Annotated in this window: 22 protein-coding genes; 11 read left to right on the top strand and 11 right to left on the bottom strand. The window is 55.2% G+C overall.

Annotated elements, in window-relative coordinates:
- Positions 1-104: 104 nt before the first annotated feature.
- The gene (locus ACCW76_RS16035; RefSeq protein WP_436339151.1) at positions 105-2414 is read right to left on the bottom strand and encodes an FdhF/YdeP family oxidoreductase; all 2310 of its coding nucleotides are present in this window, start codon (positions 2412-2414) and stop codon (positions 105-107) included.
- 248 nt (positions 2415-2662) lie between these two features.
- On the opposite strand from ACCW76_RS16035, the gene ACCW76_RS16040 reads away from it, so the two are divergent.
- Together ACCW76_RS16040 and ACCW76_RS16045 are read left to right on the top strand one after the other, a co-directional pair.
- A complete protein-coding gene (locus ACCW76_RS16040) occupies positions 2663-4252 on the top strand; it encodes a PTS transporter subunit EIIC (RefSeq protein WP_436339153.1) in 1590 nt (529 codons plus the stop codon).
- Positions 4253-4504: 252 nt separating this feature from the next.
- Positions 4505-5401: a LysR family transcriptional regulator gene (locus ACCW76_RS16045; RefSeq protein ID WP_045832185.1), complete on the top strand. Its 897-nt coding sequence runs from the start codon at positions 4505-4507 to the stop codon at positions 5399-5401.
- Here ACCW76_RS16045 and ACCW76_RS16050 read toward each other — a convergent pair.
- The 8 genes from ACCW76_RS16050 to pspF form a co-directional block, all read right to left on the bottom strand.
- Positions 5398-6519: a CMD domain-containing protein gene (locus ACCW76_RS16050; protein WP_436339154.1), complete on the bottom strand. Its 1122-nt coding sequence runs from the start codon at positions 6517-6519 to the stop codon at positions 5398-5400. The genes ACCW76_RS16045 and ACCW76_RS16050 overlap by 4 nt on opposite strands.
- A gap of 287 nt (positions 6520-6806) precedes the next feature.
- Entirely contained in the window at positions 6807-7595 is a 789-nt protein-coding gene (gene fabI / locus ACCW76_RS16055) for an enoyl-ACP reductase FabI (protein WP_007892455.1), read from the bottom strand.
- Positions 7596-7735: 140 nt separating this feature from the next.
- Positions 7736-8539 (bottom strand): putrescine export ABC transporter ATP-binding protein SapF, encoded by an 804-nt coding sequence (gene sapF, locus ACCW76_RS16060; protein ID WP_038650074.1) that lies wholly within the window; start codon positions 8537-8539, stop codon positions 7736-7738.
- A 2-nt stretch (positions 8540-8541) separates the two neighbouring features.
- Positions 8542-9537, bottom strand: a complete 996-nt coding sequence (gene sapD, locus ACCW76_RS16065) for a putrescine export ABC transporter ATP-binding protein SapD (protein WP_045814412.1) — start codon at positions 9535-9537, stop codon at positions 8542-8544.
- Entirely contained in the window at positions 9537-10427 is an 891-nt protein-coding gene (gene sapC / locus ACCW76_RS16070; protein WP_436339156.1) for a putrescine export ABC transporter permease SapC, read from the bottom strand. The genes sapD and sapC overlap by 1 nt, the downstream gene beginning before the upstream one ends.
- On the bottom strand, positions 10414-11379 hold the full coding sequence (gene sapB / locus ACCW76_RS16075) for a putrescine export ABC transporter permease SapB (RefSeq protein WP_038646729.1): 966 nt from the start codon (positions 11377-11379) through the stop codon (positions 10414-10416). Before sapB ends, sapC begins: the two co-directional genes overlap by 14 nt.
- A 2-nt stretch (positions 11380-11381) precedes the next feature.
- Entirely contained in the window at positions 11382-13004 is a 1623-nt protein-coding gene (gene sapA, locus ACCW76_RS16080) for an ABC transporter substrate-binding protein SapA (RefSeq protein ID WP_200536840.1), read from the bottom strand.
- Positions 13005-13676: 672 nt separating this feature from the next.
- Positions 13677-14675: a phage shock protein operon transcriptional activator gene (gene pspF, locus ACCW76_RS16085; RefSeq protein WP_436339158.1), complete on the bottom strand. Its 999-nt coding sequence runs from the start codon at positions 14673-14675 to the stop codon at positions 13677-13679.
- Positions 14676-14838: 163 nt separating this feature from the next.
- On the opposite strand from pspF, the gene pspA reads away from it, so the two are divergent.
- The 7 genes from pspA to tyrR all read left to right on the top strand — a co-directional run bounded on the left by pspA (position 14839) and on the right by tyrR (position 20669).
- Complete coding sequence (pspA, locus tag ACCW76_RS16090) at positions 14839-15504, top strand: phage shock protein PspA (RefSeq protein ID WP_038646734.1); 666 nt, start codon at positions 14839-14841, stop codon at positions 15502-15504.
- A gap of 60 nt (positions 15505-15564) precedes the next feature.
- Entirely contained in the window at positions 15565-15792 is a 228-nt protein-coding gene (gene pspB / locus ACCW76_RS16095; RefSeq protein ID WP_034821383.1) for an envelope stress response membrane protein PspB, read from the top strand.
- Positions 15789-16136 carry an envelope stress response membrane protein PspC gene (pspC, locus tag ACCW76_RS16100; protein WP_045814418.1) on the top strand — a complete coding sequence of 116 codons (348 nt, stop codon included), beginning with the start codon at positions 15789-15791 and terminating at the stop codon, positions 16134-16136. Before pspB ends, pspC begins: the two co-directional genes overlap by 4 nt.
- Before the next feature lie 57 nt (positions 16137-16193).
- Positions 16194-16442: a phage shock protein PspD gene (gene pspD, locus ACCW76_RS16105; protein ID WP_045814419.1), complete on the top strand. Its 249-nt coding sequence runs from the start codon at positions 16194-16196 to the stop codon at positions 16440-16442.
- Positions 16423-17820: a YcjX family protein gene (locus ACCW76_RS16110; protein ID WP_436339161.1), complete on the top strand. Its 1398-nt coding sequence runs from the start codon at positions 16423-16425 to the stop codon at positions 17818-17820. Before pspD ends, ACCW76_RS16110 begins: the two co-directional genes overlap by 20 nt.
- The gene (locus tag ACCW76_RS16115; RefSeq protein ID WP_436339163.1) at positions 17817-18890 is read left to right on the top strand and encodes a YcjF family protein; all 1074 of its coding nucleotides are present in this window, start codon (positions 17817-17819) and stop codon (positions 18888-18890) included. Before ACCW76_RS16110 ends, ACCW76_RS16115 begins: the two co-directional genes overlap by 4 nt.
- A gap of 213 nt (positions 18891-19103) precedes the next feature.
- Positions 19104-20669 carry a transcriptional regulator TyrR gene (gene tyrR / locus ACCW76_RS16120; RefSeq protein ID WP_034821366.1) on the top strand — a complete coding sequence of 522 codons (1566 nt, stop codon included), beginning with the start codon at positions 19104-19106 and terminating at the stop codon, positions 20667-20669.
- Positions 20670-20745: 76 nt separating this feature from the next.
- On the opposite strand, the gene tpx is transcribed toward tyrR, so the two are convergent.
- Positions 20746-21249, bottom strand: a complete 504-nt coding sequence (tpx, locus tag ACCW76_RS16125; protein ID WP_038646744.1) for a thiol peroxidase — start codon at positions 21247-21249, stop codon at positions 20746-20748.
- 153 nt (positions 21250-21402) lie between these two features.
- Between tpx and ycjG the strand changes: the two genes are divergently transcribed.
- The gene (gene ycjG / locus ACCW76_RS16130; RefSeq protein ID WP_436339165.1) at positions 21403-22389 is read left to right on the top strand and encodes an L-Ala-D/L-Glu epimerase; all 987 of its coding nucleotides are present in this window, start codon (positions 21403-21405) and stop codon (positions 22387-22389) included.
- On the opposite strand, the gene mpaA is transcribed toward ycjG, so the two are convergent.
- Entirely contained in the window at positions 22358-23071 is a 714-nt protein-coding gene (gene mpaA, locus ACCW76_RS16135; protein ID WP_045814423.1) for a murein tripeptide amidase MpaA, read from the bottom strand. The genes ycjG and mpaA overlap by 32 nt on opposite strands.
- Before the next feature lie 211 nt (positions 23072-23282).
- Between mpaA and ACCW76_RS16140 the strand changes: the two genes are divergently transcribed.
- A complete protein-coding gene (locus ACCW76_RS16140) occupies positions 23283-24902 on the top strand; it encodes a peptide ABC transporter substrate-binding protein (protein ID WP_436339167.1) in 1620 nt (539 codons plus the stop codon).
- The last annotated feature ends 192 nt before the right edge of the window (positions 24903-25094 follow it).

Below are 25094 nucleotides of genomic sequence, written 5' to 3' on the forward strand. Positions count from 1 at the left end.
AAGAGCGGTGGACAGTTTTACGCGAATCAGGGGCGCGCGGCAAGGCCAAAACAGGCTAAAAAGCCGCATTACGCGGCTTTTTACCTTCTGATAACGCTGAGGACTCAGGCGATACGTTGGGTCGGTACGGCGGCGGTTAACGCCAGTTTGACCGGTACCGATTTCGAGGTCGGTGTCCCGCTGCCATCACCGTAGCTGGAGAGCGGCACCAGTGGGTTGGTTTCCGGATAATAGGCCGCGAGATTTCCACGCGGAATGTTATACGGCACCAGCTTAAAGCCACTGACACGGCGCGTCAGGCCATCATTCCACAGCGTTTCGATATCCACTAACTGGCCTTCACTAAAGCCAAGTGACGCCATATCATCCGGGTGGATAAACACCACTTCACGCTGGCCATAGACACCGCGATAACGGTCATCGAGGCCGTAAATCGTGGTGTTGTACTGGTCATGTGAACGCAGGGTCTGCAGTGTGAACGGCACTTCAACATCATTACCCAACTGCGGGAACAGTGAAGCTGGCAAGGCCGCCGCGCTGAATTCCGCCCGTTGACTTGGCGTATTGAAACGCAACTCTGCCGCCGCGCTACCGAGATAGAACCCGCCCGGAATATCGCATTTGTTATTGAAGTCGGCAAAGCCTGGAATGGTGGCGCCGATGTGATCGCGGATCACATTGTAATCATCGGCCATGCCCAGCCAGTCAATCTTGTCACTGCCCAGCGTGGCGTGTGCAATGCCTGCCACAATCGCCGTTTCGGAGCGTTGGGTGTCTGCCAGTGGAATGCCCACACCTTCTGAGGCATGCACCATGCTGAAAGAGTCCTCAACGGTGATGAACTGGTTACCGCTGGCCTGACGATCGCGCTCTGTACGGCCCAGCGTTGGCAGAATCAACCCCTCGTGGCCGGGCACTAAATGGCTGCGATTGAGTTTGGTGCTGATGTGCACGGTCAGACCGCAATGCTGCAATGCTTCCTCTGTCACCGGTGAGTCGGGTGCAGCAGCAGCAAGATTGCCACCCAGGGCTATCAGCACTTTCACTTCATCACGCAACATCGCGCTGAGTGCTTCAACGGTGTTATGGCCGTGTTCACGCGGCGGTTCAAAACCGAAATGCGCGCCCAGTGCATCGAGGAATGGCTTATTGGGTTTCTCATCGATACCCATGGTGCGGTTACCCTGCACGTTACTGTGGCCGCGCACTGGACACAGGCCGGCGCCTTTTTTACCCAGTTGGCCAAACAGCAGTTGCAGGTTGGTGATTTCACGTACGGTATCAACAGAATGCTTATGCTGGGTCACACCCATCGCCCAGGTAATGATGACGCGCTCAGCACTTTGGTAGATCGCTGCCGCTTCCCGAATCTGCGCTTCGCTCAGTCCGGATTGACGCACGATATCTTCCCAGCGCGTGTTATCCACGGCAGCCAGATAACCCTCAATGCCATGGGTATTAGCATCAATAAACGCCTGGTCGAAGATCCCCGGTTCACCGGCCGCCAGACGCGCACGCTGGACTTCCAGCAGGGTTTTCACCATGCCGCGAATGGCCGCCATGTCACCGCCAAGATTGGGCTGGTAATAGGCAGAACTAATCGTACCTGCTTTAGAGGTAACGATTTCCAGCGGTTTTTGCGGATCGGCAAAACGTTCCAAACCGCGCTCGCGCAGCGTGTTGAATGTCACGATTTTCGCACCGTGATCGGCCGCGTGGCGCAGGCTGTGCAGCATACGTGGATGGTTAGTTCCCGGATTTTGACCGATAACGAAAATCGCGTTGGCGTGGTCAAAATCATCGAGACGAATGGTGCCTTTCCCGACGCCGATACTGCGCTTCAAGCCGGTGCCGCTGGCTTCATGGCACATGTTGGAACAGTCAGGGAAGTTATTGGTGCCCATCACGCGGCCAAACAGCTGATAAAGCCATGAGGCTTCGTTACTGGCGCGACCGGAAGTGTAAAGCTCCATCTGGTCGGGATGATCCATCGCCTTGAGATGACGAGCAATCATCGCTAGCGCATCGTCCCAACTGATCGGTTCATAGTGATCGGTGGCATTGTTATAGCGCATCGGATGGGTCAGGCGACCCTGATACTCCAGGAAATAGTCGCTCTGTTGATACAGGGTGCTCACGCTGTGTTGGGCAAAGAATTCAGGCTCCACTACGCGGCGGGTCGCTTCCCAGGTCACCGCTTTGGCGCCGTTCTCACAGAAGCTGAAGGTACTTTTATTGTCATCACCCCACGCACAACCCGGGCAGTCAAAGCCACGCGCTTTGTTCATGCGCATCAAATTGCGCATATTTTTCAGCGCGGCTTTACTATCAAGGACGAAACGGGTAGTTGCTTCCAAAGAGCCCCAGCCGCCAGCAGCGGCACGATAAGGCTGAATTTTACGTTTAAATTTCATAGTCGTTGCAGGCTTATTGTTTATGAATTGTTATCAGAATATGACTTCTGTTGTGGGAAAGTGTGCGACTGACAGCAAAAGTTGTCTAATTGATTGGTTTAATGGTGCGATAGGCGGCGTTTATCGCGCTCAAGCTGGCAGAAGCGTGATACAGTTCAAATTTTACCCGCTGGCAGGACCGGGCTGCGACGTGAGAATCCGATAACTGGCTAATAATTGCTCTTTCCATCGATGAAAGGGCGCGCACCATGAAGAATCTTGCCAGCCAAATTCATGCCTTCGGTAAAGCATTAATGATGCCGATCTCCGTTATTGCCGCTGCCGGTATCTTTCTCGGCCTGGCTGCCGCGATGCAGAATCCCGCGGTCACCGGCGATGCCTTTGCACATCTGCAGGTACCACAACTGATTATTGGCTTTATCCGCAAAGTGGCGGCGGCCTTATTTGCCAATCTGCCCGTGTTCTTCGCCGTTGCCAGCGCCATTGGTCTGGCGAAAGCGGAGAAGCCTACAGCGGCTTTTGCGGCAGTCATTGGCTATGTCGTGATGAATGTGGGCATCAGTGCTACGCTGGCGGCCAAAGGGCTGACGGCGGCTACCACTACCCCAGAAGCCTTGCAGCAAGCAGGCCTGGATCAAACCACGGCGATGATGACCTCGGCAGAGTACATCGAAATGCTGGGCATCTTTACTTACAACATGAGTGTGCTTGGCGGTGTGATTGCCGGGCTGGTCACCGTGGCACTGCATAATCGCTTTTACACGCAACAATTGCCGACGGCGATTAGCTTTTTCGGCGGGCGGCGCTTTGTACCCATCGTCACCGTTATCATCTTGCCGCTGATTGGCGTGCTGCTGGCGCTGATCTGGCCCACGATCGGCGAAGGCATTGCCTGGGTCGGCAAAATGATTGGGAAAAGCGGCCAGTACGGCGCGTTTCTGCTGGGAACCGGCGAACGCCTGCTTATCCCCACTGGTTTACACCATATCCTCAATGAAACGGTGCGTTTCACCCCCATCGGTGGCATGGCGACGGTGGACGGGCAAACCATTGTCGGTGCACTGAATATCTTCAACACCTCGCTCACCAATCCAGGCGCTATACCTGATGAGACGGTGCGCAGCGCCACCCAATTCCTGGCTCAGGGTAAAATCCCGGTGATGATGTTCGGCTTGCCTGCGGCTGCACTGGCGATCTACCACACCGCGCGCCCGGAGCATAAACAGCGGGTTAAAGCGCTAGTGATGGCAGGTGCGTTGACCTCCTTCACCACCGGCATCACTGAACCGCTGGAGTTCTGTTTTATCTTTGTGTCACCGGTGCTTTATATCCTGCATGCGTTGTTGACCGGCCTGTCATTTATGCTGATGTCGATGCTGCATTTAATGATCGGCAACGTGCAGGGCGGCGCGATCGATCTGGTGGTGTTCGGTATTCTCGGCGGCAGTAAAACCCAATGGTGGTGGACGGTAGCGCTGGGGGTGATTTATGCACCGATCTATTACTACGGCTTCCGTTTTGTCATCACGCGCATGCGAGTGGAAACGCCTGGACGAGATTCGGATGAGGAGCCGCAAACCGCGCAGGTGACAGCGGATGAACGCACTCAGGTGATCATCAGCGGGTTGGGCGGCGAGGCCAATATAGAGGACGTCGATTGCTGTTTCACACGCCTGCGGGTGCGCGTGAAAGAGATGAAAGAGGTGGTGGATCAAACGCTGCTGACCACCGGCGCTAACGGGATTAATCGTGTCAGCGAGCACGATGTGCAGGTGATTTATGGTCCGCAGGTGGAGAAAATTGCTAACGAAGTGAAAAGCGCATTAGGCGTGGCGTAACACATTTAGTTACCAGGCTAATAATAAAATGAGCAATCAATGTTAAATCCAGTTCGCCATAATTTGCGAAGATGCATTTGCCCCTTCAAGAGCTAAGCCATTAAGAGTGCCGGAGATAAGCGCCGGGTGGGGCATTAACTTTCAATCGAAGGCTGCCGCAGGGTGGCCTTCGTGCTTTTTGCGCCGTGAACAGGATAAAGCGGTGCGGGTTTGCTACCATAGCGCGATCGAGACTTTAAGGTGGATGCCAAAATCGACATCAAGCAATTGATATATCTCTGTAATTTAGAGCGTGAGCGCCATTTTGGCCGCGCGGCAGAGGCCAGTTTTGTCAGTCAGCCGACCTTATCCATGCGGTTAAAAAACCTTGAGCGTGAGCTGGGTTTATCGCTGATTAACCGCAGCAATAACTTTGACGGCTTTACGCCAGAAGGGGAACGCGTGCTGACCTGGGCGCGTGAGATCGTGTCGGTCTACTCGGGCCTGAAGCTGGAAGTCGAATCGCTGAAGCATGGCGTCAACGGCACGCTGCGCCTGGGCGTGATGCCACAGTGCAGTGTCGCCTTGCCAGCGTTATTAAAAGCGGTTGAAACGCGTTATCCGCAGCTGGATTATCGCGTCTCCGCCATGAGTGCGGACCAACTGCTTGAAGCACTGAATAGCCATACGGTGGACGGCGGCATTGGCTTCTTCGAACTCACCGCTCTGCGAGAATTACACTTTCAGACCGCGCTGTTAAAAGACCCCGGCGTGGAGGCGATTTTTAATCCTCAGCACTTCCCGGATTTACTTCAACACGAAACGGTTTCACTTTCGCAACTGGCGCAGCAACCGCTGTGCCTTGCGGAACCCACGCGCTATTTCCGTCGTTACGTGGATAGCCAACTACGCGAAACCGGTTTGTTACCGCGAGTGATTGTGGAAAGTGCCTCGATTATGCAGCTATTACAGAGCGCGCAGGTGGGATTAGGCGTGATGGTGTCGCCGCGCGGACATTTACTGCCGGAGATGCTGCAAAATCTGGCGCGGAGGCCGATAGAGATGGCGCCCATGGGACGCCAGGCCGCGTTAGTGATTGCTGAGCCGGGCAGGGCATCGCCGCTGGCTCAACATTTCTTTGACGAAGCGCGGCGCCATCTGCCGGATTAACGTGTTTCACCCAGCGCCATCCATAACCGATCCTGCCAGCTGGCAAACGCCACTGTCTGCAACAGCGTAAAAATGCGCTCGGTTCCCCATCCCGCATTCAGCAATGGCTGCAGGTGTGCTGCGCTAAAGCGCTCAGGCATGCGGACCAGCTGAGCGCTAACGCCAATCACCGGCTGCACTTCTCCCGCTTTATCAACATCTGCAAGCAACGCTTCGCGCTGGCTAGCAGCATGGCGCGTGAACGGGCGCTGACAACCCAGGATGCGTGCGCTGGTTGCCAGCGCCAACGCGGATTGCTCGTCATGATGTTCGCCGATGCGCTGTTGCAAAGTCGCCCAGCCATACAGCGCCTGCGCGTCATGTACCAGCAACCAAATCGCGTCCTCTAATCCTTCGATGCCCTGACAAAAGGTTATCGCCGCCAGTTGATCGGCACTGGCATAGCGCAACTCAACCGGTTTGAGCGCGTGCTGCCATGCGGTGTCGCGGTCAAAAAGCGCCGGATCGGCATCCGCGGGTGGTGATACGCCGGGTATCCAGCGTACCGGCAAGCCCATCATGGCCTGCAGTGCCGCGACGACTCGCGCCTGATAGCTGACGAATCCCACCAGTTGGTTGAGTGTGACGATATCTGGTTCTGTGAGCCCGACGGCATCCAGGGCGCTGATACCCGTGGCATTGATCAGTGCCGGTTGCATCGCCAACTGACGCGCGTACTGGGTGATTTGCGTCAGGCGGTTGTTACTCTCGCGGGAGGAATCCGGGCCCGGCAGTGGATTGAGGCGCGCGGAGTAGTGATTACACAGGCGCTGCACACCGGCAACCTGCGCCACCGTCAGCGCGGTACTGAGACGATCGTAGAGCGTTAAGGTATGCGTGAGCGAGTTGCTCAGCGTATCCGGCAGCAAAATCTGGCTCAGATCGCGCGCGGCCAGTAACGCCGGCTGGAAGCGAGTAAACAGGGGCTGAAGAGCAGTGGCTTCCTGTTGCAGACCTAATAAAAATCGATCTTCGAGATAGGCGGCTTCGGGCACTAAGGGCGCGGTGGCCTGGGTGTGCGGGCGAGTCTGGCTTTCATAAAACCAGTGATCATGGCCGGGAGAACGGCGTTGTTCCATGGTCGTTCCTTGCGCAAAAAACGGTCTGGGTACGCGACGGGCAAATCTGAAAAGCGCATCGCCACCAAAAGGCTAGCTTATCGTCGCTGAAGCACTGGCTGTGGCAAAAGAATGAAGGGGAATAATTAAGATCGAATGAATCTATACGCCTGAAATTTCAAGCGGTAGCTAGCAGGGAGAGGTGAGTTTGCGGGAGCAGTCAGGCGAAAGTGAACAGGGCGAAAATCGGCCAGGACAGCCGAGACTTCGCTGAGAAAAAAGGCGAGCACCAGGCTCGCCTTCAGAACTTATTTCAGTTCCAGCTCGTTCATCGCGGCAATGCTGAAGCCGCCATCAACGTGAACCACTTCACCGGTGATACCACCCGCCAGATCAGAGCACAGGAAGGCCGCAGAGTTACCTACGTCTTCGATGGTGACAGTACGGCGAATCGGGGTAACGGCTTCACAGTGAGCCAGCATCTTACGGAAATCTTTGATGCCTGAAGCTGCCAGGGTACGGATTGGACCCGCGGATACGGCGTTAACACGCGTACCTTCAGGACCCATCGCGTTCGCCATGTAACGCACGTTGGCTTCCAGAGACGCTTTAGCCAGTCCCATCACGTTGTAGTTCGGGATCGCGCGCTCTGCACCCAGATAAGACAGGGTCAACAGGGCTGAATTCGGGTTCAGCATCGCACGGCACTCTTTCGCCATCGCAACGAAGCTGTAGGCAGAGATGTCGTGAGCGATTTTGAAGCCTTCACGGGTCACGGCGTTCACGTAGTCACCATCCAGCTGATCGCCAGGTGCGAAACCAATTGAGTGAACAAAGCCGTCAAATTTTGGCCAGGTTTTTGCCAGTTCGGTGAACAGCGCAGTGATGCTCTCGTCTTCTGCCACATCGCAAGGCAGAACAATGTCAGAACCCAAATCTTTAGCGAACTCTTCCACACGACTTTTCAATTTGTCGTTCTGGTAGGTGAAAGCCAGTTCTGCGCCCTGTTTGTGCATCGCCTGTGCAATACCGTAGGCGATGGAGAGTTTACTGGCAACGCCAGTAATCAGAATGCGCTTACCGGAAAGAAAACCCATAGCTGTAATCCTTATGGTCATTGTTGTTGGCGGTCGCAATGATTAAATAGTAGGCGACCGACGTTAATCGACGTGCGGATTCTAGCACGTCTCTCTCAAATGCGGTAAATCGCACCGCGTTTTCGCGATGTGATGAACAATCAACGAACTTTGCGCCAGGCTTCGGCGGTTAAGGCTTCGCCAAAATGGCTGGTGATCAGCCGTTTAGTGAGGTCATGCAGTGGCGAGGCCAACACATCAGCCGTGCCGCCGCGTTCCACCACTTCACCCTGATGCATCACCAGTACCTGATCGCTAATGTGCTTCATCATGCCGATATGTTGCGTCACATAAATATAGGCGATGCCGTGCTTCTCCTGCAGTTCCAGCATCAGATTCACCAGCTGCGAACGCATCGTCATATCCAGTGAGGCGAGCGCTTCATCCGCGACAATGACCTTCGGCTGCAGGATGAGTGCGCGAGCCAGCGCCAGACGTTGTTTCTGGCCGGGGGCCAGCATATGCGGATAGTAACCGGCGTGATCGCGCAGCAAGCCCACCTGACGCAGCGTGGCAATAATGCGCTTCTCCCGCGCTTCATCATCCAGATCGGTATTCAGGCGCAGCGGAAAGTCGAGAATCTGACTGACGCGCTGACGCGGGTTGAGTGAGGTCGATGGATCCTGAAAAATCATGCGAATACGCTGACTGCGATAACCGTAATCGCCATACTCCAGCGGATGATCGTCAATCAGCATCTCACCTTCCGTCGGAGCCACCATGCCGCTCAACATTTTCGCCAGCGTGGATTTCCCTGAGCCGTTCTCACCAATAACCGCTAAGGTCTGCTTCTCGCGCAAGGTGAAGCTTACCCCTTTCACCGCCTCAACATGCTGTCGGCGAAACAGACCGGTGCGATAGCGATAGGTTTTACTCAGGTTGCGCACTTCCAGCAGGGTTTCCATGCTCATTGCCCCTCCACATTCAACGGGAAGTGACAGGCAAACAGATGCGATTTGGTACCGGTGAGACGCGGCGTTTCAATACACTTACGCTGCGCATAGGGACAGCGTGGCCCTAGTCGACAGCCAATCGGCAGATGTTCAAGCGAAGGAATGGCACCGGACAGTGTGTTCAGGCGGCTTTTATGCGGCAGTGCACTGCCAAAGTCGGGCATTGCGCGGATCAGCGCCTGGGTATAGGGATGATGCGGCGTATCCATTAAATCTTCACTCTGCGCGGTTTCAACGGTCTGTCCGCAGTACATCACGTTAATGCGATCCGCCCACTGGCTCATGGTGCGCAGGTCATGACTGATCAGCAAAATCGTGGTGTTGTTATTTTGGTTGAGACGGCTCAACAAGCGGAATATTTGTGCCTGCGTGGTCGGTTCCATAGCATTGGTCGGCTCATCGGCGATCAGCAGACGCGGCTGATTGGCCAGCGCAATGGCGATCATCACTTTCTGGCATTCACCTTCCGTCAATTCATACGGGAAACTGCGCATGATGTCTTTGTGGTCTTTAATGCCCACGCGGTGCAACAGCTCGATGGCACGCGCTTTGCGCCAGAACCACAAACGCTGATACCAGCGCCCTTTAAAAGTCCAGCGTGGGATCGCCTGCATCAACTGGCGGCCGATGCTTTCAGAGGGATCCAGACAGGATTGCGGTTCCTGGAAAATCATCGACACGTTATGGCCGACAATGCGGCGTCGTTCGCGCGGCGACAAACGCAGCAAATCGATATCATCGAACACCATACGATCGGCGGTGACGCGCCAGTTATCTTTGGTTACGCCGCAAATCGCTTTCGCAATCAGGCTCTTGCCAGAGCCTGATTCACCCACCAGCCCACGCACTTCACCTTCACTGAGCGTCAGGTTAATGCGATCAACGGCTTTCACCGGACCTTCTGAGGTCATGAACTCGATAGTGAGATTACGAATATCCAGTAACGGCATTATTCAGCTCCCGCTTCTACGGCGCGACGGATGCCATCGCCCAGCAGGTTAACGATCAACACACTGACCATCAGCGCGACGCCGGGCAGCATCACGGTCCAGGGCGCGACATAAATCAGCTCCAGCGCATCGCCCAGCATCGCTCCCCATTCAGGTGAGGGCAGCTGTGCCCCTAAATCGAGGAAACCGAGTGCGGCAATGTCGAGAATGGCCATGGAGAGTGAACGCGTAAATTCCCCGACCAGCAGCGGCAGGACATTGGGCAGCACTGCGTTCCACAGAATATTCAGATTGCGCGCGCCATCCAGACGCAGCGCCACCACATACTCTTTTTCCATCTCGTTATGTACCGCAGTATAGATCTCCCGCACCAGACGCGGAATGATCGCCAGCAATACCGCCAGCATGGCGTGTTCAAGGCGTGGGCCTAAAAAGGCCACCACAATGATTGCCAGCAGCAGCGAAGGGATGGAGAGCAAGGTATCCAGCACGTGATTCATGACCGCAGAGCGCAAACCGTGAGTAACGCCAGCCAGCACACCCAGGATCAGGGCGCAAATCGCGGCTAAAACCGTCACCATGATGGCCGAACCGACAGTAGGCGCGACGCCGCTCAGCAGGCGACTCAATACATCGCGGCCCAAATCATCGGTACCGAGGAAGAAGGAGACATCCCCGTAACGCGACCATGAAGGGGGCAACAGCTGATAGCCGAGGAACTGCTGATCGATGCCATAGGGCGACAATAAGCCGCCAAACAGGCACAGGAATAGCAGGGTACCAAAGCCGTACAATCCGATCATGCCACTGGTATCACGATAAAAACGCTGCCAGAACAGACGAAACGGGCTGGGCAGCCGCTTCTCTGCATAGATATCATCGTAAGGCATACCATTCCTTGTGTTTCAACGGATTAAGCGCCGCACCCAGAATATCTGACAGCACGCTGACCAGAATCACCAGACCGCCTACCACCATCACACCGGCAGAGATGGCCGCATAATCCTGCTGACGAATGGCGTTGATCAACCAGCGGCCAATGCCCGGCCAGTTGAACACCACTTCCGTAATCATCGCCAGCGTCAGCATGGTGGAAAACTGTAAACCCAGACGCGGGATGACGGGCGGCAGCGCGTTGTGCAGCACATGGCGGCGAATCACGGTGAAGCGAGATAATCCGCGCGTGGCCGCCGCTTTCACATAGTTTTTATCCATCACATCGCTGGTGCTGCTGCGCAGTAAACGAATCACCTCGGTGGTCGGTGCGACGGCCAGTACCACCACCGGCAAAATCATATGCGTCAGGGCACTCATCAACATCTCATGGCGCCACGGTGAAGGGCTCAGCCAGGCATCAATCAGTGCAAAGCCGGTCACGTTTTGTACCGGGTAGAGCAGATCAAAACGTCCGGAAACCGGCAGCCAGCCCAGCGTCAGGGAGAAGAATAGGGTGAACAGCAGTGCCAGCCAGAACACCGGCATCGAGAAGCCGAGCAGAGCCAGTGCGCTGATGGCTTTATCCTGCCATTTTTTGCGCATCACGCCCGCGCAAATTCCCAGCGGGATACCCACCAGCAGCGCCAGCATAAAGGCCAGTATGCAAAGCTCTAGCGTGGCGGGGAACACCTCGCGCAGTTGCAGGTCGATCAGCTGGCCGTTGGTGCTGGAAACACCGAAGTCGAATTGCAGCAGGCCTCTAAACCAGAACCACCAGGCATCGAACAGCGAGGCACCTTCCAGCGGCGCATTCGGCGTAAAGTAGCTCAGACTGAAACTCACCAGTGACAATAAAAACAGGGTGATCAGCAGCAACAGCAGGCGACGCAGTATATAGATGATCATGCTTATTCCTCGCTGCTCTCATCACGGTAAACCCCGGCAAACGAGGCATTCCCAAACGGACTGAGCACCAGACCTTTAATATCATGGCGATATGCCTGTAAACGCAACGATGACGCCAGCGGCAATACCGGTAATTCCTGCGCCAGAATTTGCTGTGCCTGATCGTAGCTGTCGATGCGCGCCGAAAGTTGCTGCGACAACAACGCCCGTTGCAATGATTCATCAAAGGCCGGTGAACACCAGTGCGCAAAGTTGGTTTGCGAGCGGATGGCTGCACAGCTCAACAGTGGCCGGAAGAAGCTATCCGGGTCGTTACTGTCTGTCGCCCAGCCGGTCAGCGTCAGATCATGATTCATCGCCATCAACTGCGCTTCCTGGAAACGGCCCTCCACCGGAGCGATGGTGACGCGCACGCCAACCTGAGCCAAATCGGCTTGCAGCAGTTCAGCGGTTTTCAGTGGGCTGGGGTTCCAGGATTGTGAGGTGGTAGGCACCACCAGTCGCAAGTGCAGATCTTCCAGCCCGAGCGCTTTCAGCGCTTCACGGGCTTTCGCCGGATTGTATTCGGTGACCCGCGCGTCATTATCATACGCCCAGGACGCTCGCGGTAAAATGGAGGCGGCGGTTTCAGCGGTGCCGTAATAGATCGATTCCATCAGGCGTTCGTTATTAATGGCCAGTGCCAGCGCGTGACGCACTTCGGGGCGATCGAGTGGCGGTTTACGTGTATTGAACGCTAAATAGGCGATGTTCATGCCAGGACGCAGCGTCATGCGCAGACGCGGGTCATCACGCAAAATTGAGAGCTGGCTGGCCGCCGGATAAGCCAGCACATCGCATTCACCTGTGAGCAACTTCGAAAGACGTCCTGTTCCACCCACGCCAAGATCGATCACCACCTGTTGCAGCCGCGGCACACCTTTCCAGTACTGCGGATTACGCGCCAGGCGCAGATATTGCCCGGTACGGTACTCGCTCAGCTGAAACGGCCCGGTGCCCACCGGCTCGCGATCCAGGCGCTCCTGCTGGCCTTTCGCCGTCAACTTGTCGGCGTATTCCTGCGACAGTATCGGCGCGTAATGCGTAGCAATGTGCCAGAGGAAAGAGGCGTCCGGACTGTTGAGACGGATTTCTACCGTGTCGTTGTCCAGCTTTTTAACGCTTTGTACCGAGTCAGAGAACTGCAAACTATCGAAATAGGGGTAGCTGCCACCGTTGACGTTATGCCACGGATGCTGACGATCAAACATGCGCGCAAAGCTGAACACCACGTCATCGGCATTCATTTTGCGTGTGGGTTTAAACCAGTTGGTGTGCTGGAAAGAGACATCTTTGCGCAGATGAAAACGGTAAGTGGCGCCGTTATCGCGTACTTCCCAACTCTGTGCCAGGTCAGGAATCAGGCGATAAGTGTAGGGGTCCACATCCAGCAGGCGGTCATAGAGTTGTGCCGCCAGCGTATCCACCACAAGGCCGCTGCTGACCATTTGTGGGTTAAAGGTATTGACCGTGCCATTGACGCAATAAACAAAACCGCTATTACGGATGTTATTGGTTGGCGCGGCCAGCGCAGACGCACTCAATACGCTGAGACCGAGCAGCAGCGAGGAGAATAATTTTGGCATAGAACTCAACGATTCTGAGGCAATAGCGTGAGTGTATCGCAAACGTCACGCACTCCCCAAATTCATGATGGTTCTGCGTTGTTTTTCGCCAATCTGGCGAGGAGGTAATCACAATGTTAGTGTGGAAATGAGAAAAATTCTCAATTAGGGCTTTACAGATGATAATAAGAATGATTATTATTCTTCTGCGCTTCGACGGTGGCTCTACCGAAGAAGAGCACGACATTGCTCACATTGCTTCCAGTATTAAGTTGCCCGCATCTAATGCGGGCTTTTTTTTGTGTGTCGTTTTTCCCGTCATCTTTTACGCTGCTGCTGCGTTGGCTGCGCGCGCTAACCCCGGTCACATACTGATGTATGCTCCCGGGGATTAGCGCACTTGCCGCCTTGCATCAGCATAAAAGCTATAGGGAAAACCGACCCACACCTGAGCTGTCTTTAAAAGCACTTCGATAGGTAAAACGATGATGTGGTGAGTAACTGTTAGCAGCGAAGCAACGAAGCAACGAAGTGCTCCCAGATAATCACCAGACTGCGCTTTTTCATCTCATGTGGCTAAGGCTAATCCTCATCACGTACCGGTTGCCGTGCTTTTTCATGATGGCGCTCAATTGATGGTAGGAAATGCGCAGTAACTCTGCGGCGCGGTTTTTCCAGCTCTCGCTTTGTCGTTCAATCCTCATCACGTGCCTGGATGCCGTGCTTTTTCATCATGGCGCGTAATTGATGGTAGGTGACCCGCAGTAACTCGGCGGCGCGGCGTTGATTGTATTTTGCCTGTTGCAAGCTGGCTTCGACCAAATCGCGCTCCTGCTGGTTTTGCCACTGGCGCAGATCGAGTGGCAGGGCGGGTAAGCCGCTGGCGTTGGGTTCGGGGAGGCTTTCAGGCGCGGCGCTGCGCGGGGCGAACGGGTTGATGATGATATTATCCAGTTCCTGCTCTGCGCTGTGATGACGATACACCGAGCGTTCCACCACATTCTTCAATTCACGTACATTGCCGGGCCAACTGTGGGTGAGTAGCGTGAGCTGAGCGCGCTCGCTGAAGCCGGGAAACAGCGGCAGGCCGAGTTCGCGGCACATCTGGATAGCAAAATGCTCGGCCATCACCAGAATATCGCTGCGACGTTCGCGTAACGGTGGGAGTTGCACCACATCAAAGGCGAGACGATCGAGGAGATCCGCGCGGAATTTTCCTGCCGCAGCCAGTGCGGGTAAATCTTCATTGGTGGCACACACCAGACGCACATTGACCTGCAAGGACTGATTGCCCCCCACACGTTCCAGCTGACCGTATTCAATGACGCGTAGCAATTTCTCCTGCACCAGCATCGGCGCGGTCGCCAGCTCATCGAGGAATAAAGTGCCGGCGTCAGCACGCTCAAAGCGGCCAAGATGACGCTTTTGCGCGCCGGTAAACGCACCAGCCTCGTGGCCAAACAGTTCAGAATCCAGCAGGTTTTCATTCAGTGCCGCGCAGTTAAGCGACACAAAGGGCCCTTGCCAGCGATCGGAGAGATAGTGCAAGCGGCTGGCAATCAACTCTTTACCGGTTCCTCGCTCGCCTATCACCAATACCGGTTTTTCCAGCGGCGCGAGACGGGAAACCTGCTCCAGCACCTCCAGAAAGTTGTTTGATTCGCCCAACAGGTTATCACTGCCATTTGCCATGATGAATTTCGCCACTGGTTAATCAATTTCACTACATTAATGGATGCTTACTCGAATGTAAAATATGCAAACTCTATAAAATCAATAAATTAAAAGTTGGCACGCCATTTGTATTAAGAAACCGTGCACCGCACAACCACATGACAATCAGAGGAACATCATTATGGGTATTTTTTCTCGTTTCGCCGACATCGTGAACGCTAACATCAATTCCCTGCTGGAACGCGCCGAAGATCCGCAGAAACTGGTACGCCTGATGATTCAGGAAATGGAAGACACGCTGGTGGAAGTTCGCTCCACGTCAGCGCGCGCGCTGGCTGAAAGGAAACAGTTGCTGCGCCGAATTGAGCAGGCTGAAGTTCAGCAGGCTGAATGGCAGGAAAAAGCCGAGTTGGCCATCAGCAAAGAAAAAGAAGATTTGGCGCGCTCTGCGCTGATTGAAAAACAGAAACTGACCGATCTGATTGCAGCACTCAAGCAAGAAGCCATTCAGGTTGAAGAAACATTAGATCGCATGAAAGGTGAGATCGGTGAGCTGGAGAAAAAACTCAGCGAAACCCGCGCACGCCAGCAGGCATTGATGCTGCGTCATCAGGCAGCGTCCTCTTCCCGCGATGTGCGCCGTCAGTTGGACAGCGGCAAACTGGATGAAGCCATGGCGCGCTTCGAATCGTTCGAACGCCGCATTGATCACATGGAAGCGGAAGCGGAAAGTCAGCGTTTTGGTAAGCCAAAAGGTCTTGACCAGGAGTTCGCCGAGCTGAAAGCTGACGACGAAATCAGCCAGCAGCTGGCGGCGCTGAAAGCCAAAATGAACCGCAGCGAGTAAATGGGCGGGGGGCTCTACGCTGAGCCCCGTGACCAGGGTGTTAATGATTAAGGAGAGTCAATGAGCGCACTTTTTCTCGCCATACCCCTGACGATCTTCGTGCTCTTTGTAGCGCCGATCTGGTTATGGCTGCACTACAGCAACAAACGCAACGGTGGCGCGGAATTGTCATCAGGCGATATGCAGCGTCTGCAACAGTTGACCCAGGACGCGCGCCGCATGCGTGAACGCGTGGAAGCACTCGAAGCGATTCTGGATGCAGAACATCCGAACTGGAGGCAACCATGATGAATGGCCGCAAATTGTGGCGCATCCCGCAGCAGGGGAAAATTCGCGGTGTTTGCGCCGGTCTGGCCGAGTATCTCGATATTCCGGTGCGCCTGTTGCGTGTGATTGTGGTGCTGTCACTGTTCTTCGGGCTGTTTATGTTTACCGTGCTGGCGTACTTCATCCTGGGCTTTGTGCTGGATGAAAAGCCCGCGGATGCGCCCGATCAGCACACGCCAACAGCACGTGATTTGCTGGATGAACTGGAAACATCGTTGAAAAGTGATGAGCGCAACGTGCGAGATATCGAGCGTTACGTCACTTCCGAGACCTTCAGCGTGCGCAGTCGCTTCCGCCAAATCTGATTATTTCCGCCGGGCCCACAGCGGGTCCGCTTCATCGCATATTCTTAAGGAGTGGAGATGTACAATCCGCGTATGACTGCTCTGCGCCGCCGCGCAACACCTGCGTTGAAGTCGGCGGGGAAATTCATCATCATCAGTGCAGTAACCTATGGTCCCGGCGGGTTAGCTGGCTGGGCAGTGAAATCGGTGGCGCGTCGCCCGTTGCGCCTGCTTCTGGCGGCCGCCCTGGAACCGTTGCTGAGTAAGGCATTCAAACGCCTGTCCGCACGTTTCGTCAGGGAGATGGATGAAAAGACTGCAAAATGAACTGGCCGCGTTGATGAACCGCGGTGTTGACCGCCACTTACGCCTTGCCGTAACCGGCCTGAGCCGCAGCGGGAAAACCGCGTTTATCACCTCGCTGGTGAACCAACTTCTCAATGTACACAGCGGCGCCCGTTTACCGCTGTTTTCCGTGGTGCGTGAAGAGCGCCTGCTCGGCGTCAAACGGGTGCCGCAGCGGGAACTGGGCACGCCGCGTTTTACCTATGACGAAGGGCTGGCGCAACTCTACGGTACGCCTCCCGTCTGGCCAACGCCGACGCGTGGTGTCAGCGAAATGCGTCTGGCGCTGCGCTATCGGCCTGAACAATCGCTTTTGCGCCATTTCAAAGATACCGCCACGCTGTATCTGGAAATCGTCGATTACCCTGGTGAATGGTTGCTCGATCTGCCGATGCTGGCGCAGGATTATCTCAGCTGGTCGCGACAGATGATGGGGTTGCTGCAGGGCGATCGTCAGCAGTGGGCGTCATACTGGCACAGCTTGTCACAGGATCTCGATCCCTTTGCCCCCGCGGATGAAAATCGTCTGGCGGAGATCGCTGCTGCCTGGACTGATTATCTGCATCAGTGCAAAACCGAGGGATTGCACTTTATCCAGCCAGGCCGCTTTGTGCTGCCGGGCGATATGGCAGGCGCCCCGGCGCTGCAATTTTTCCCGTGGCCACAGGTCGATGAGATTCACGCCAGCAAGCTATTGCAGGCTCCTGCAGGCAGTAACTTTGCCGTGCTGCAGCAACGTTTTAACTACTACTGCCAGCACGTGGTGAAAGGTTTCTATAAAAATTATTTTCTGCGCTTTGACCGCCAGATTGTGCTGGTGGATTGTCTGCAACCGTTAAACAGCGGACCGCAGGCGTTCAATGATATGCGCCTGGCGCTGACCCAATTGATGCAGAGCTTCCATTACGGTCAGCGCACGCTATTCCGCCGTCTGTTTTCCCCGGTCATCGACAAACTCTTGTTTGCTGCCACCAAAGCTGACCATATCACGGCCGATCAGCACGCCAATATGGTGTCGCTGTTACAACAGTTGGTTCAGGATGCCTGGCAAAACGCGGCGTTTGAAGGGATCAGCATGGATTGTCTTGGACTGGCGTCGGTGCAGGCCACCGAAAGTGGGCTGGTGGATCATCGTGGCGAAAAGCTGCCCGCGCTGCGCGGTCATCGTCTGCATGACGGCGAAGCGCTAACCTTCTATCCCGGCGAAGTGCCGCCACGTTTGCCCGGACATCAGTTCTGGCAACAGCAAGGATTTCAGTTTGAACAGTTCCGGCCGCAGCAGTTGGATGTCGATCGGCCGCTGCCGCACATTCGCATGGATGCCGCGCTGGAATTTTTACTTGGAGATAAATTGCGATGAGCGACGAAACCCCTTTAAAACCGCGCATTGATTTTGCACGACCGCTCGAAGCGGAGACGCAGCAACCGCTGCGGGCGGCACACACTTTCAGTGAGGAAAGCGAGGGCGCGTTTCTTGCTACCCAAGAGTCGGAGCCGCTGGCAGAGGGCGAAGGTGAAAAAGTGGTTGAGGCCGCGCTGCGCCCCAAACGCAGTTTATGGCGCAAGTTGGTAAGTGCGGGTCTGGGGATTTTTGGCATCAGCGTGGTCGCGCAGGGCGCTCAGTGGATGCATGATGCCTGGATCACGCACGATTGGTTTTCGCTCGGCACCGGTGTAGCAGGAAGTCTGATTGTGATTGCCGGAGCCGGGGCATTGATCGGCGAATGGCGTCGACTTTACCGGTTGCGCCAGCGAGCAGAAGAAAGGGATATCGGACGAGAGTTGCTACACAGCCACGGTATCGGTAAAGGGCGCGCTTTTTGCGAAAAGCTGGCCCAACAGGCGCAGCTCGATCAGGCGCATCCGGCACTGCAGCGCTGGCATGCGGCGCTGCATGAAACCCACAATGACCGTGAAATCGTGCTGCTTTACGCACAACTGGTGCAACCGGTGCTGGATCGTCAGGCGCATCGTGAGATCAGCCGCCACGCTGCGGAATCCACGTTGATGATTGCGGTGAGTCCACTGGCGCTGGTGGATATGGCATTTATCGCCTGGCGTAACCTGCGGCTGGTCAATCGCATTGCGGCTATTTATGGCATCGAGTTGGGGTATTTCAGCCGCATCCGCCTGTTTCGTTTAGTGTTGCTGAATATGGCCTTTGCCGGCGCCTCAGAGTTGGTGCGTGAAGTGGGGATGGATTGGATGTCGCAAGACATCGCCGCACGGCTCTCAGCCCGCGCTGCTCAGGGCATTGGCGCCGGTTTGCTGACCGCGCGTCTGGGTATCAAAGCTATGGAACTGTGCCGCCCGCTGCCATGGCTGGAAGATGATAAGCCGCGTCTCGGAGATTTCCGTCGGGAACTATTGGTTCAGCTAAAAGAATCCCTGTCTAAGAGTGGGGGTAAAGCAGGGCAGGCTGCTAAATAATTTCCTGTTGCTCACCTTTCACGCTGCCAATCAGGTGGAAGGTGAAATTATCTTTGTTAAATGTGATATTTGGCGGGATTATTGTGGGTTGTTCCGCTACACTTCTTCGCGTCACCTGCCTCAAGCTGTCAACTTTTCATGACAGGCCTCTTCTGAGGCGCTGCAAGTTAGCGTATTATCTCTAAAATCAAAACCTGACTAAGGCTCATCGCAATGCGTTTGGAAGTTTTCTGCCAGGACCGCATCGGTCTGGCGCGCGAGCTACTCGACCTGCTGGTTGCGCGCAACATCGACCTGCGCGGTATTGAAATTGCGCCACTCGGTCGCATCTATCTCAACTTTTCTGCCCTTGAATTCGAACCCTTCAGTACGCTGATGGCGGAAATCCGTCGTACACCGGGCGTAACAGATGTGCGCACCGTAAGCTACATGCCCTCTGAGCGTGAACATCGCGCGTTGAGTGCATTGCTGATTGCTATGCCGGAGCCGGTGTTCTCTATCGACCTTAAATGCAAGGTGGAGCTCGCCAACCCGGCAGCGCAGAACCTGTTTAATCTCGATGAACAGAAACTGCGTAATCAGAACGCCGCAACCCTGATCACCGGTTTCAATTTCCAGCGCTGGATCGAGAATGAGCGTGTGGAAGCCCAGGCACATCACGTTGTTATTCAGGGCCGTGATTTCCTGATGGAAGCCCGACCGATTTATCTGGCAGAAGAAGAGGGGCAGAGCGATCAGCCCGTCGGCGCAATGATCACGCTGAAATCCACCGCCCGCATGGGCCGCCAGCTGCAAAATCTCACCGTGACGGATGAGTCGGAATTTGACCACATCGTGGCAGTGACGCCGAAAATGCGTCAGGTGATCGATCAGGCACGTAAACTGGCGATGCATGATGCGCCGCTGCTGATTGTCGGCGATACCGGCACCGGCAAAGATATGCTGGCACGCGCCTGCCATCTGCGCAGCGCACGCGGTAAAAAACCCTTCCTGGCCCTTAACTGTGCGTCTCTGCCGGATGATGTGGCCGAGAGCGAGCTTTTTGGTCACGCGGCGGGCGCTTATCCGAACGCGCTGGAAGGCAAGAAAGGCTTCTTTGAACAGGCCAACGGCGGCTCGGTGCTGCTGGATGAGATTGGTGAGATGTCACCGCGCATGCAGACAAAACTGCTGCGCTTCCTCAACGATGGCACTTTCCGTCGCGTGGGTGAAGAACATGAAGTGCATGTGGATGTGCGCGTCATTTGTGCCACGCAGAAGAATCTGATTGAGCTAGTGCAACGGGGTGAGTTCCGTGAAGACCTGTTTTACCGCCTTAATGTACTGACGCTCAATTTGCCGCCGTTGCGAGAGCGTCCCCTGGACATCCTGCCGCTAACAGAAATGTTTGTGGCGCGCTTTGCCGATGAGCAGGGGCTGCCGCGTCCGCGTTTGTCACCGCAGCTCGCGCCGTTCCTGACGCGCTATAACTGGCCGGGTAACGTGCGACAGTTAAAGAATGCGCTGTATCGTGCACTAACGCAGCTGGAAGGCTACGAGTTGCGTCCTCAGGACATCATTCTGCCTGAGCAGGCATTAGATGTGACGTTGGGCGAAGAAGCGATGGAAGGTTCGCTGGATGAGATTACCAGCCGTTTCGAGCGTTCGGTGCTGACGCGGCTCTATTTGTCTTATCCCAGCACGCGCAAACTGGCAAAACGCCTGGGGGTGTCGCATACCGCGATAGCCAACAAATTACGCGAATACGGTTTAGGGCAAAAACGTGGCGAAAGTGAATGACCTGCTAGCGCATAGCTCGCAGCGATAAAAAAGGGCGCACTTCACAAAGTGCGCCCTTATCACATCATCTTAATACTTACTTCAGTGCAGCCAGTGCCGCATCATAGTTTGGCTCTTCGGTGATTTCGTTCACCAATTCGCTGTAAATCACTTTGTCGTTTTCATCCAGCACCACCACAGCACGTGCAGTCAGGCCTTTCAGTGGGCCATCAGCGATTGCCACACCGTAATCTTCTTTAAATTCTGCACCGCGCAGCGCTGACAGGGTCACAACGTTGCTCACGTTTTCTGCACCGCAGAAACGAGACTGGGCAAACGGCAGATCGGCAGAGATGCAGAGCACCACAGTGTTGTCGGATTCGCCGGAACGCTCGTTGAACTTGCGCACTGATGCCGCGCAGACGCCGGTATCAATACTTGGGAAAATGTTCAGAACTTTGCGTTTACCTGCATACTGAGAAAGGGAGACGTCACTCAGGTCCTTTGCGACCAGACTGAAAGCTTTAGCCTGTTCGCCAGCCTGCGGGAAGTGACCTGCAACCGGGACCGGATTGCCCTGAAAGTGAACATTCTGAGACATACGATTTCCTTTTAGCGATGAAAAAGTCTGGCATTAAGCCTGCCAGAGCAGATATAGCGTTTGTTTATGACATAATTTTGAAGGGTTTACGAGCGCATTTCGTCGCGATAGCAGAAGCACATCGCAATTAAGCCACGGATTTAAGGAGAATTAATGAGAACAGTGAAGAGTTATCCAGAGGCCTGGCCGTTGCATTCGCCGTTTGTTATTTCACGCGGGAGCAGGACAGAAGCGCATGTTGTGGTGGTCGAAATTGAACAGGATGGTCTGAAAGGCGTGGGAGAAGCCACGCCTTACGCACGCTATGGAGAAAGTGAAGACTCGGTGCTGCAACAAATCGCCACGCTGTTGCCCGCTATTCAGGACGGTATGACACGTGGCGAACTGCACCAGGCATTAGCAGCGGGTGCCGCGCGTAATGCCCTCGATTGTGCCTTATGGGACCTGGAACGCCAGCAACAGAATAAAAGTTTGCAGGCGCTGTGCGGTGTTGAGTTGGCAGAGGAAATCATCACTGCGCATACGGTGAGTATTGATACGCCGGAAGCGATGGCCAGCAGCGCGTTAGCCTTGTGGCAGCATGGTGCGCGTTTGCTGAAGATCAAACTCGATCATCATTTAATCAGTGAGCGCCTGGTGGCAATTCGCACTGCCGTACCGGAAGCGACGCTAATTGTGGATGCCAATGAATCCTGGCAGGCTGAAGGGCTGGCGGCGCGCTGCCAGTTACTGGCAGACCTGAATGTCGCGATGCTGGAGCAACCGCTTCCGGCGGCTGAAGATGCTGCACTGGCAAACTTTGTGCACCCGCTTCCCATCTGCGCAGATGAGAGCTGTCACACCCGGGAGAATCTGGCGCAGCTGAAAGGGCGCTATGAGATGGTTAATATCAAGCTGGATAAAACCGGAGGATTGACCGAGGCGCTGGCGTTGGCCACATCGGCGCGTCAGCAGGGCTTTACGGTGATGTTAGGCTGTATGTTATGCACCTCACGGGCGATTCGCGCCGCGCTGCCGCTCACGCCGCTGGCAAAATTCGCCGATCTTGACGGCCCAACCTGGCTGGCTGCCGATGTTGAGCCGTCGCTGCATTTCTCACACGGCGTGCTTAAACCTGCGGCTGCCAGCGCAGCAGGTTAATCATCGCATCAAGATAAACCTCGGTGGCTTCATCCACCGAAATAGGCGGCATCTCGGCGGTTATGCACAGCAAGCCGAGATCGTCGCACCAGCTGCCAAATGATCCCGGCGTGGCATAGCCCACGCTACTCACCACCGGTAATTGCGTTTGTTCAGCCAGCCACTGCGCGAGGTGACTGTGATGTGGATCATCAATACAAGCCAGTGGCTCATGCCAGGACACCACCCAACGCGGCTTAATCTGATGAATCAACTGGCAGAGTGCGCGCGTTTCCGGTTCAGAAGCGGGGCTGCTGCCCGTCGACAGCACCACATCACGTTCGTCCGCTGCGCTGTTCCAGCGATAGACCGTGTCGCCATTTTGCCAGTTGGCGGCCGGGAAATTGCGGTTGAGATCGACCCCGTTCGCATTGGCACGCAGCCCCAACTGGCAACCATCCGGATTCACCGCCAGCACCACATGATGACGGCGCAGTGGCTCCGGCAGCGTGCGCATTGCACCGGATAGCGTCGCGACCGCGGCATTTTCATCACCGTGCGTGCCGGCAATGATCAACCCACTGTCGGCATCGGCCGCCGGGGCCGGGAACCACAGCAGCGGTGCACCGAGCACCGATTGCCCATATTGTTGCCAGACCGCGTCGAGTTTGCCGCGCAGCGGGCGGGGATGATGTGACGACATGACATTCCTCTCTGAAATCGTGCAATGAGCGCCAGGATGGCCAGGCGCTTCAGTATTAAAAAATGTGACCGACAATTCAGCCTCAACATAACGGTAAACAGCAGACAGGGAAATAGCTATATATCAATCAGCAATTTGCGATAGAGTCACCAAAGACGCTGGCGACGCAGACCTCTTCGCAGTCGCCATTTTTTTGGGTAAAGGAGTGGTGATGAAATTAACTTTTCGCAAGACGCTGGCCGCCGTAATGATTGCTGGTGTTTTCTCACCGGTGTTTGCCGCTAATGTGCCAGCGGGCGCACAGTTAGCGCCAACACAGGAAATTGTTCGCCATATTAAAGACGAACCTGCTTCGCTGGATCCAATGAAAGCCGTGGGTCTGCCAGAAATTCAGGTCATGCGTGATCTGTTCGAAGGGCTGACCAATCAGGACGCACACGGAAAAATCGTGCCGGGCGTGGCCGAAAGCTGGCACAGCAACGACAACCAAACCTGGATTTTCACGCTGCGCAAAGATGCGCGCTGGTCAAATGGCGAACCGGTGACAGCGCAGGACTTTGTCTACAGCTGGCAGCGCCTGGTGGAGCCGAAAAACAGTTCTCCCTTTGCGTGGTTTGCCGCGCTGAGTGGCATCGAAAACGCGGATGCCATTACCAAAGGGCAGATGAGTGCCGATAAGCTGGGCGTGACAGCCACTGATGCTAATCACCTTAAGGTGACATTGTCACGTCCTGTGCCATGGTTCCCGAGCATGGTCGCGAATGCCGCAATGTATCCCGTGCCGCAAAAGGTGATTGAGCAAAACCCTGATAGCTGGACGGCCCCGGGAAAACTGGTGGGCAATGGCGCCTATCAATTGCAGGATCGTGTGGTGAACGAAAAGATTGTACTGGTGCGAAATCAACACTATTGGGATAACAGCCATTCCGTACTGACCAAAGTGACCTTTATCCCTATCAATGAAGAGTCCAGCGCGACCAAACGCTACCGCGCGGGCGACATTGATATCACCGAATCCTTCCCGAAAAATATGTATGCGCTGCTGAAAAAAGAGCTGCCGGGACAGGTGTATACGCCGGATCAGTTGGGCACCTATTACTACGCCTTTAACACGGAAAAGGGACCGACTGCCGACGTGCGCGTGCGCAAAGCGTTGTCATGGAGCATCGATCGCCGCATCATCGCGGAGAAAGTCCTGGGCACCGGGGAAAAACCGGCCTGGCACTTCACTCCGGATGTCACCGCAGGGTTTACACCGCAGCAAAGTTATCTCCAGCAGCACAGCCAGCAAGAGCTCAATGCTCAGGCAAAAGCGTTGCTGACCTCCGCCGGTTATGGTCCTGGCAAGCCACTGCATTTGACGCTGCTGTATAACACCTCAGAAAGCCATCAGAAGATTGCCATCGCCGTGGCGTCAATGTGGAAAAAGAACCTTGGAGTGGACGTTACGCTGCAAAACCAGGAGTGGAAAACCTACATCGACAGCCGCAACAGCGGTAACTTTGACGTGATTCGTGCGTCATGGGTCGGGGATTACAATGAACCTTCCACTTTCCTGAGTTTGTTGACCTCAACGCACACCGGCAATATCGCCCGTTTCCACAGCGCGGATTATGATGCGGTGCTGACCAAAGCCAGCATGGAAACCAGCGTGGCTGCTCGCAATACCGACTACAACAAAGCGGAGCAGATCATTGCCGATCAGGCGCCGATCGCCCCGATCTATCAATATACCAACGGGCGCTTGATCAAACCGTGGGTCAAAGGTTATCCGATCACCAATCCCGAAGATGTCGCATACAGTCGCGAACTGTGGATCGAAAAGCACTGATTTAACGACGCTAATCAGCAGAGTGGCGTGATGGTGTGCGTCTCCTTAACCGGTGCAACGGATTAAGGAGACGCATCCAGTGACGTTGTTGCCGCTCTCGCTCTCGCTTTCTGCGGATGCTCACCTCTGCCTTGTCATCTTTGCTCACAGCCTGATGATTGCAACTCGTCGCCGCCACGCTAGACTGTATCG

This window comes from Pantoea sp. C8B4 (genome assembly GCF_051336905.1).
GTDB classification, from domain to species: Bacteria; Pseudomonadota; Gammaproteobacteria; order Enterobacterales; family Enterobacteriaceae; genus Pantoea; species Pantoea rwandensis_B.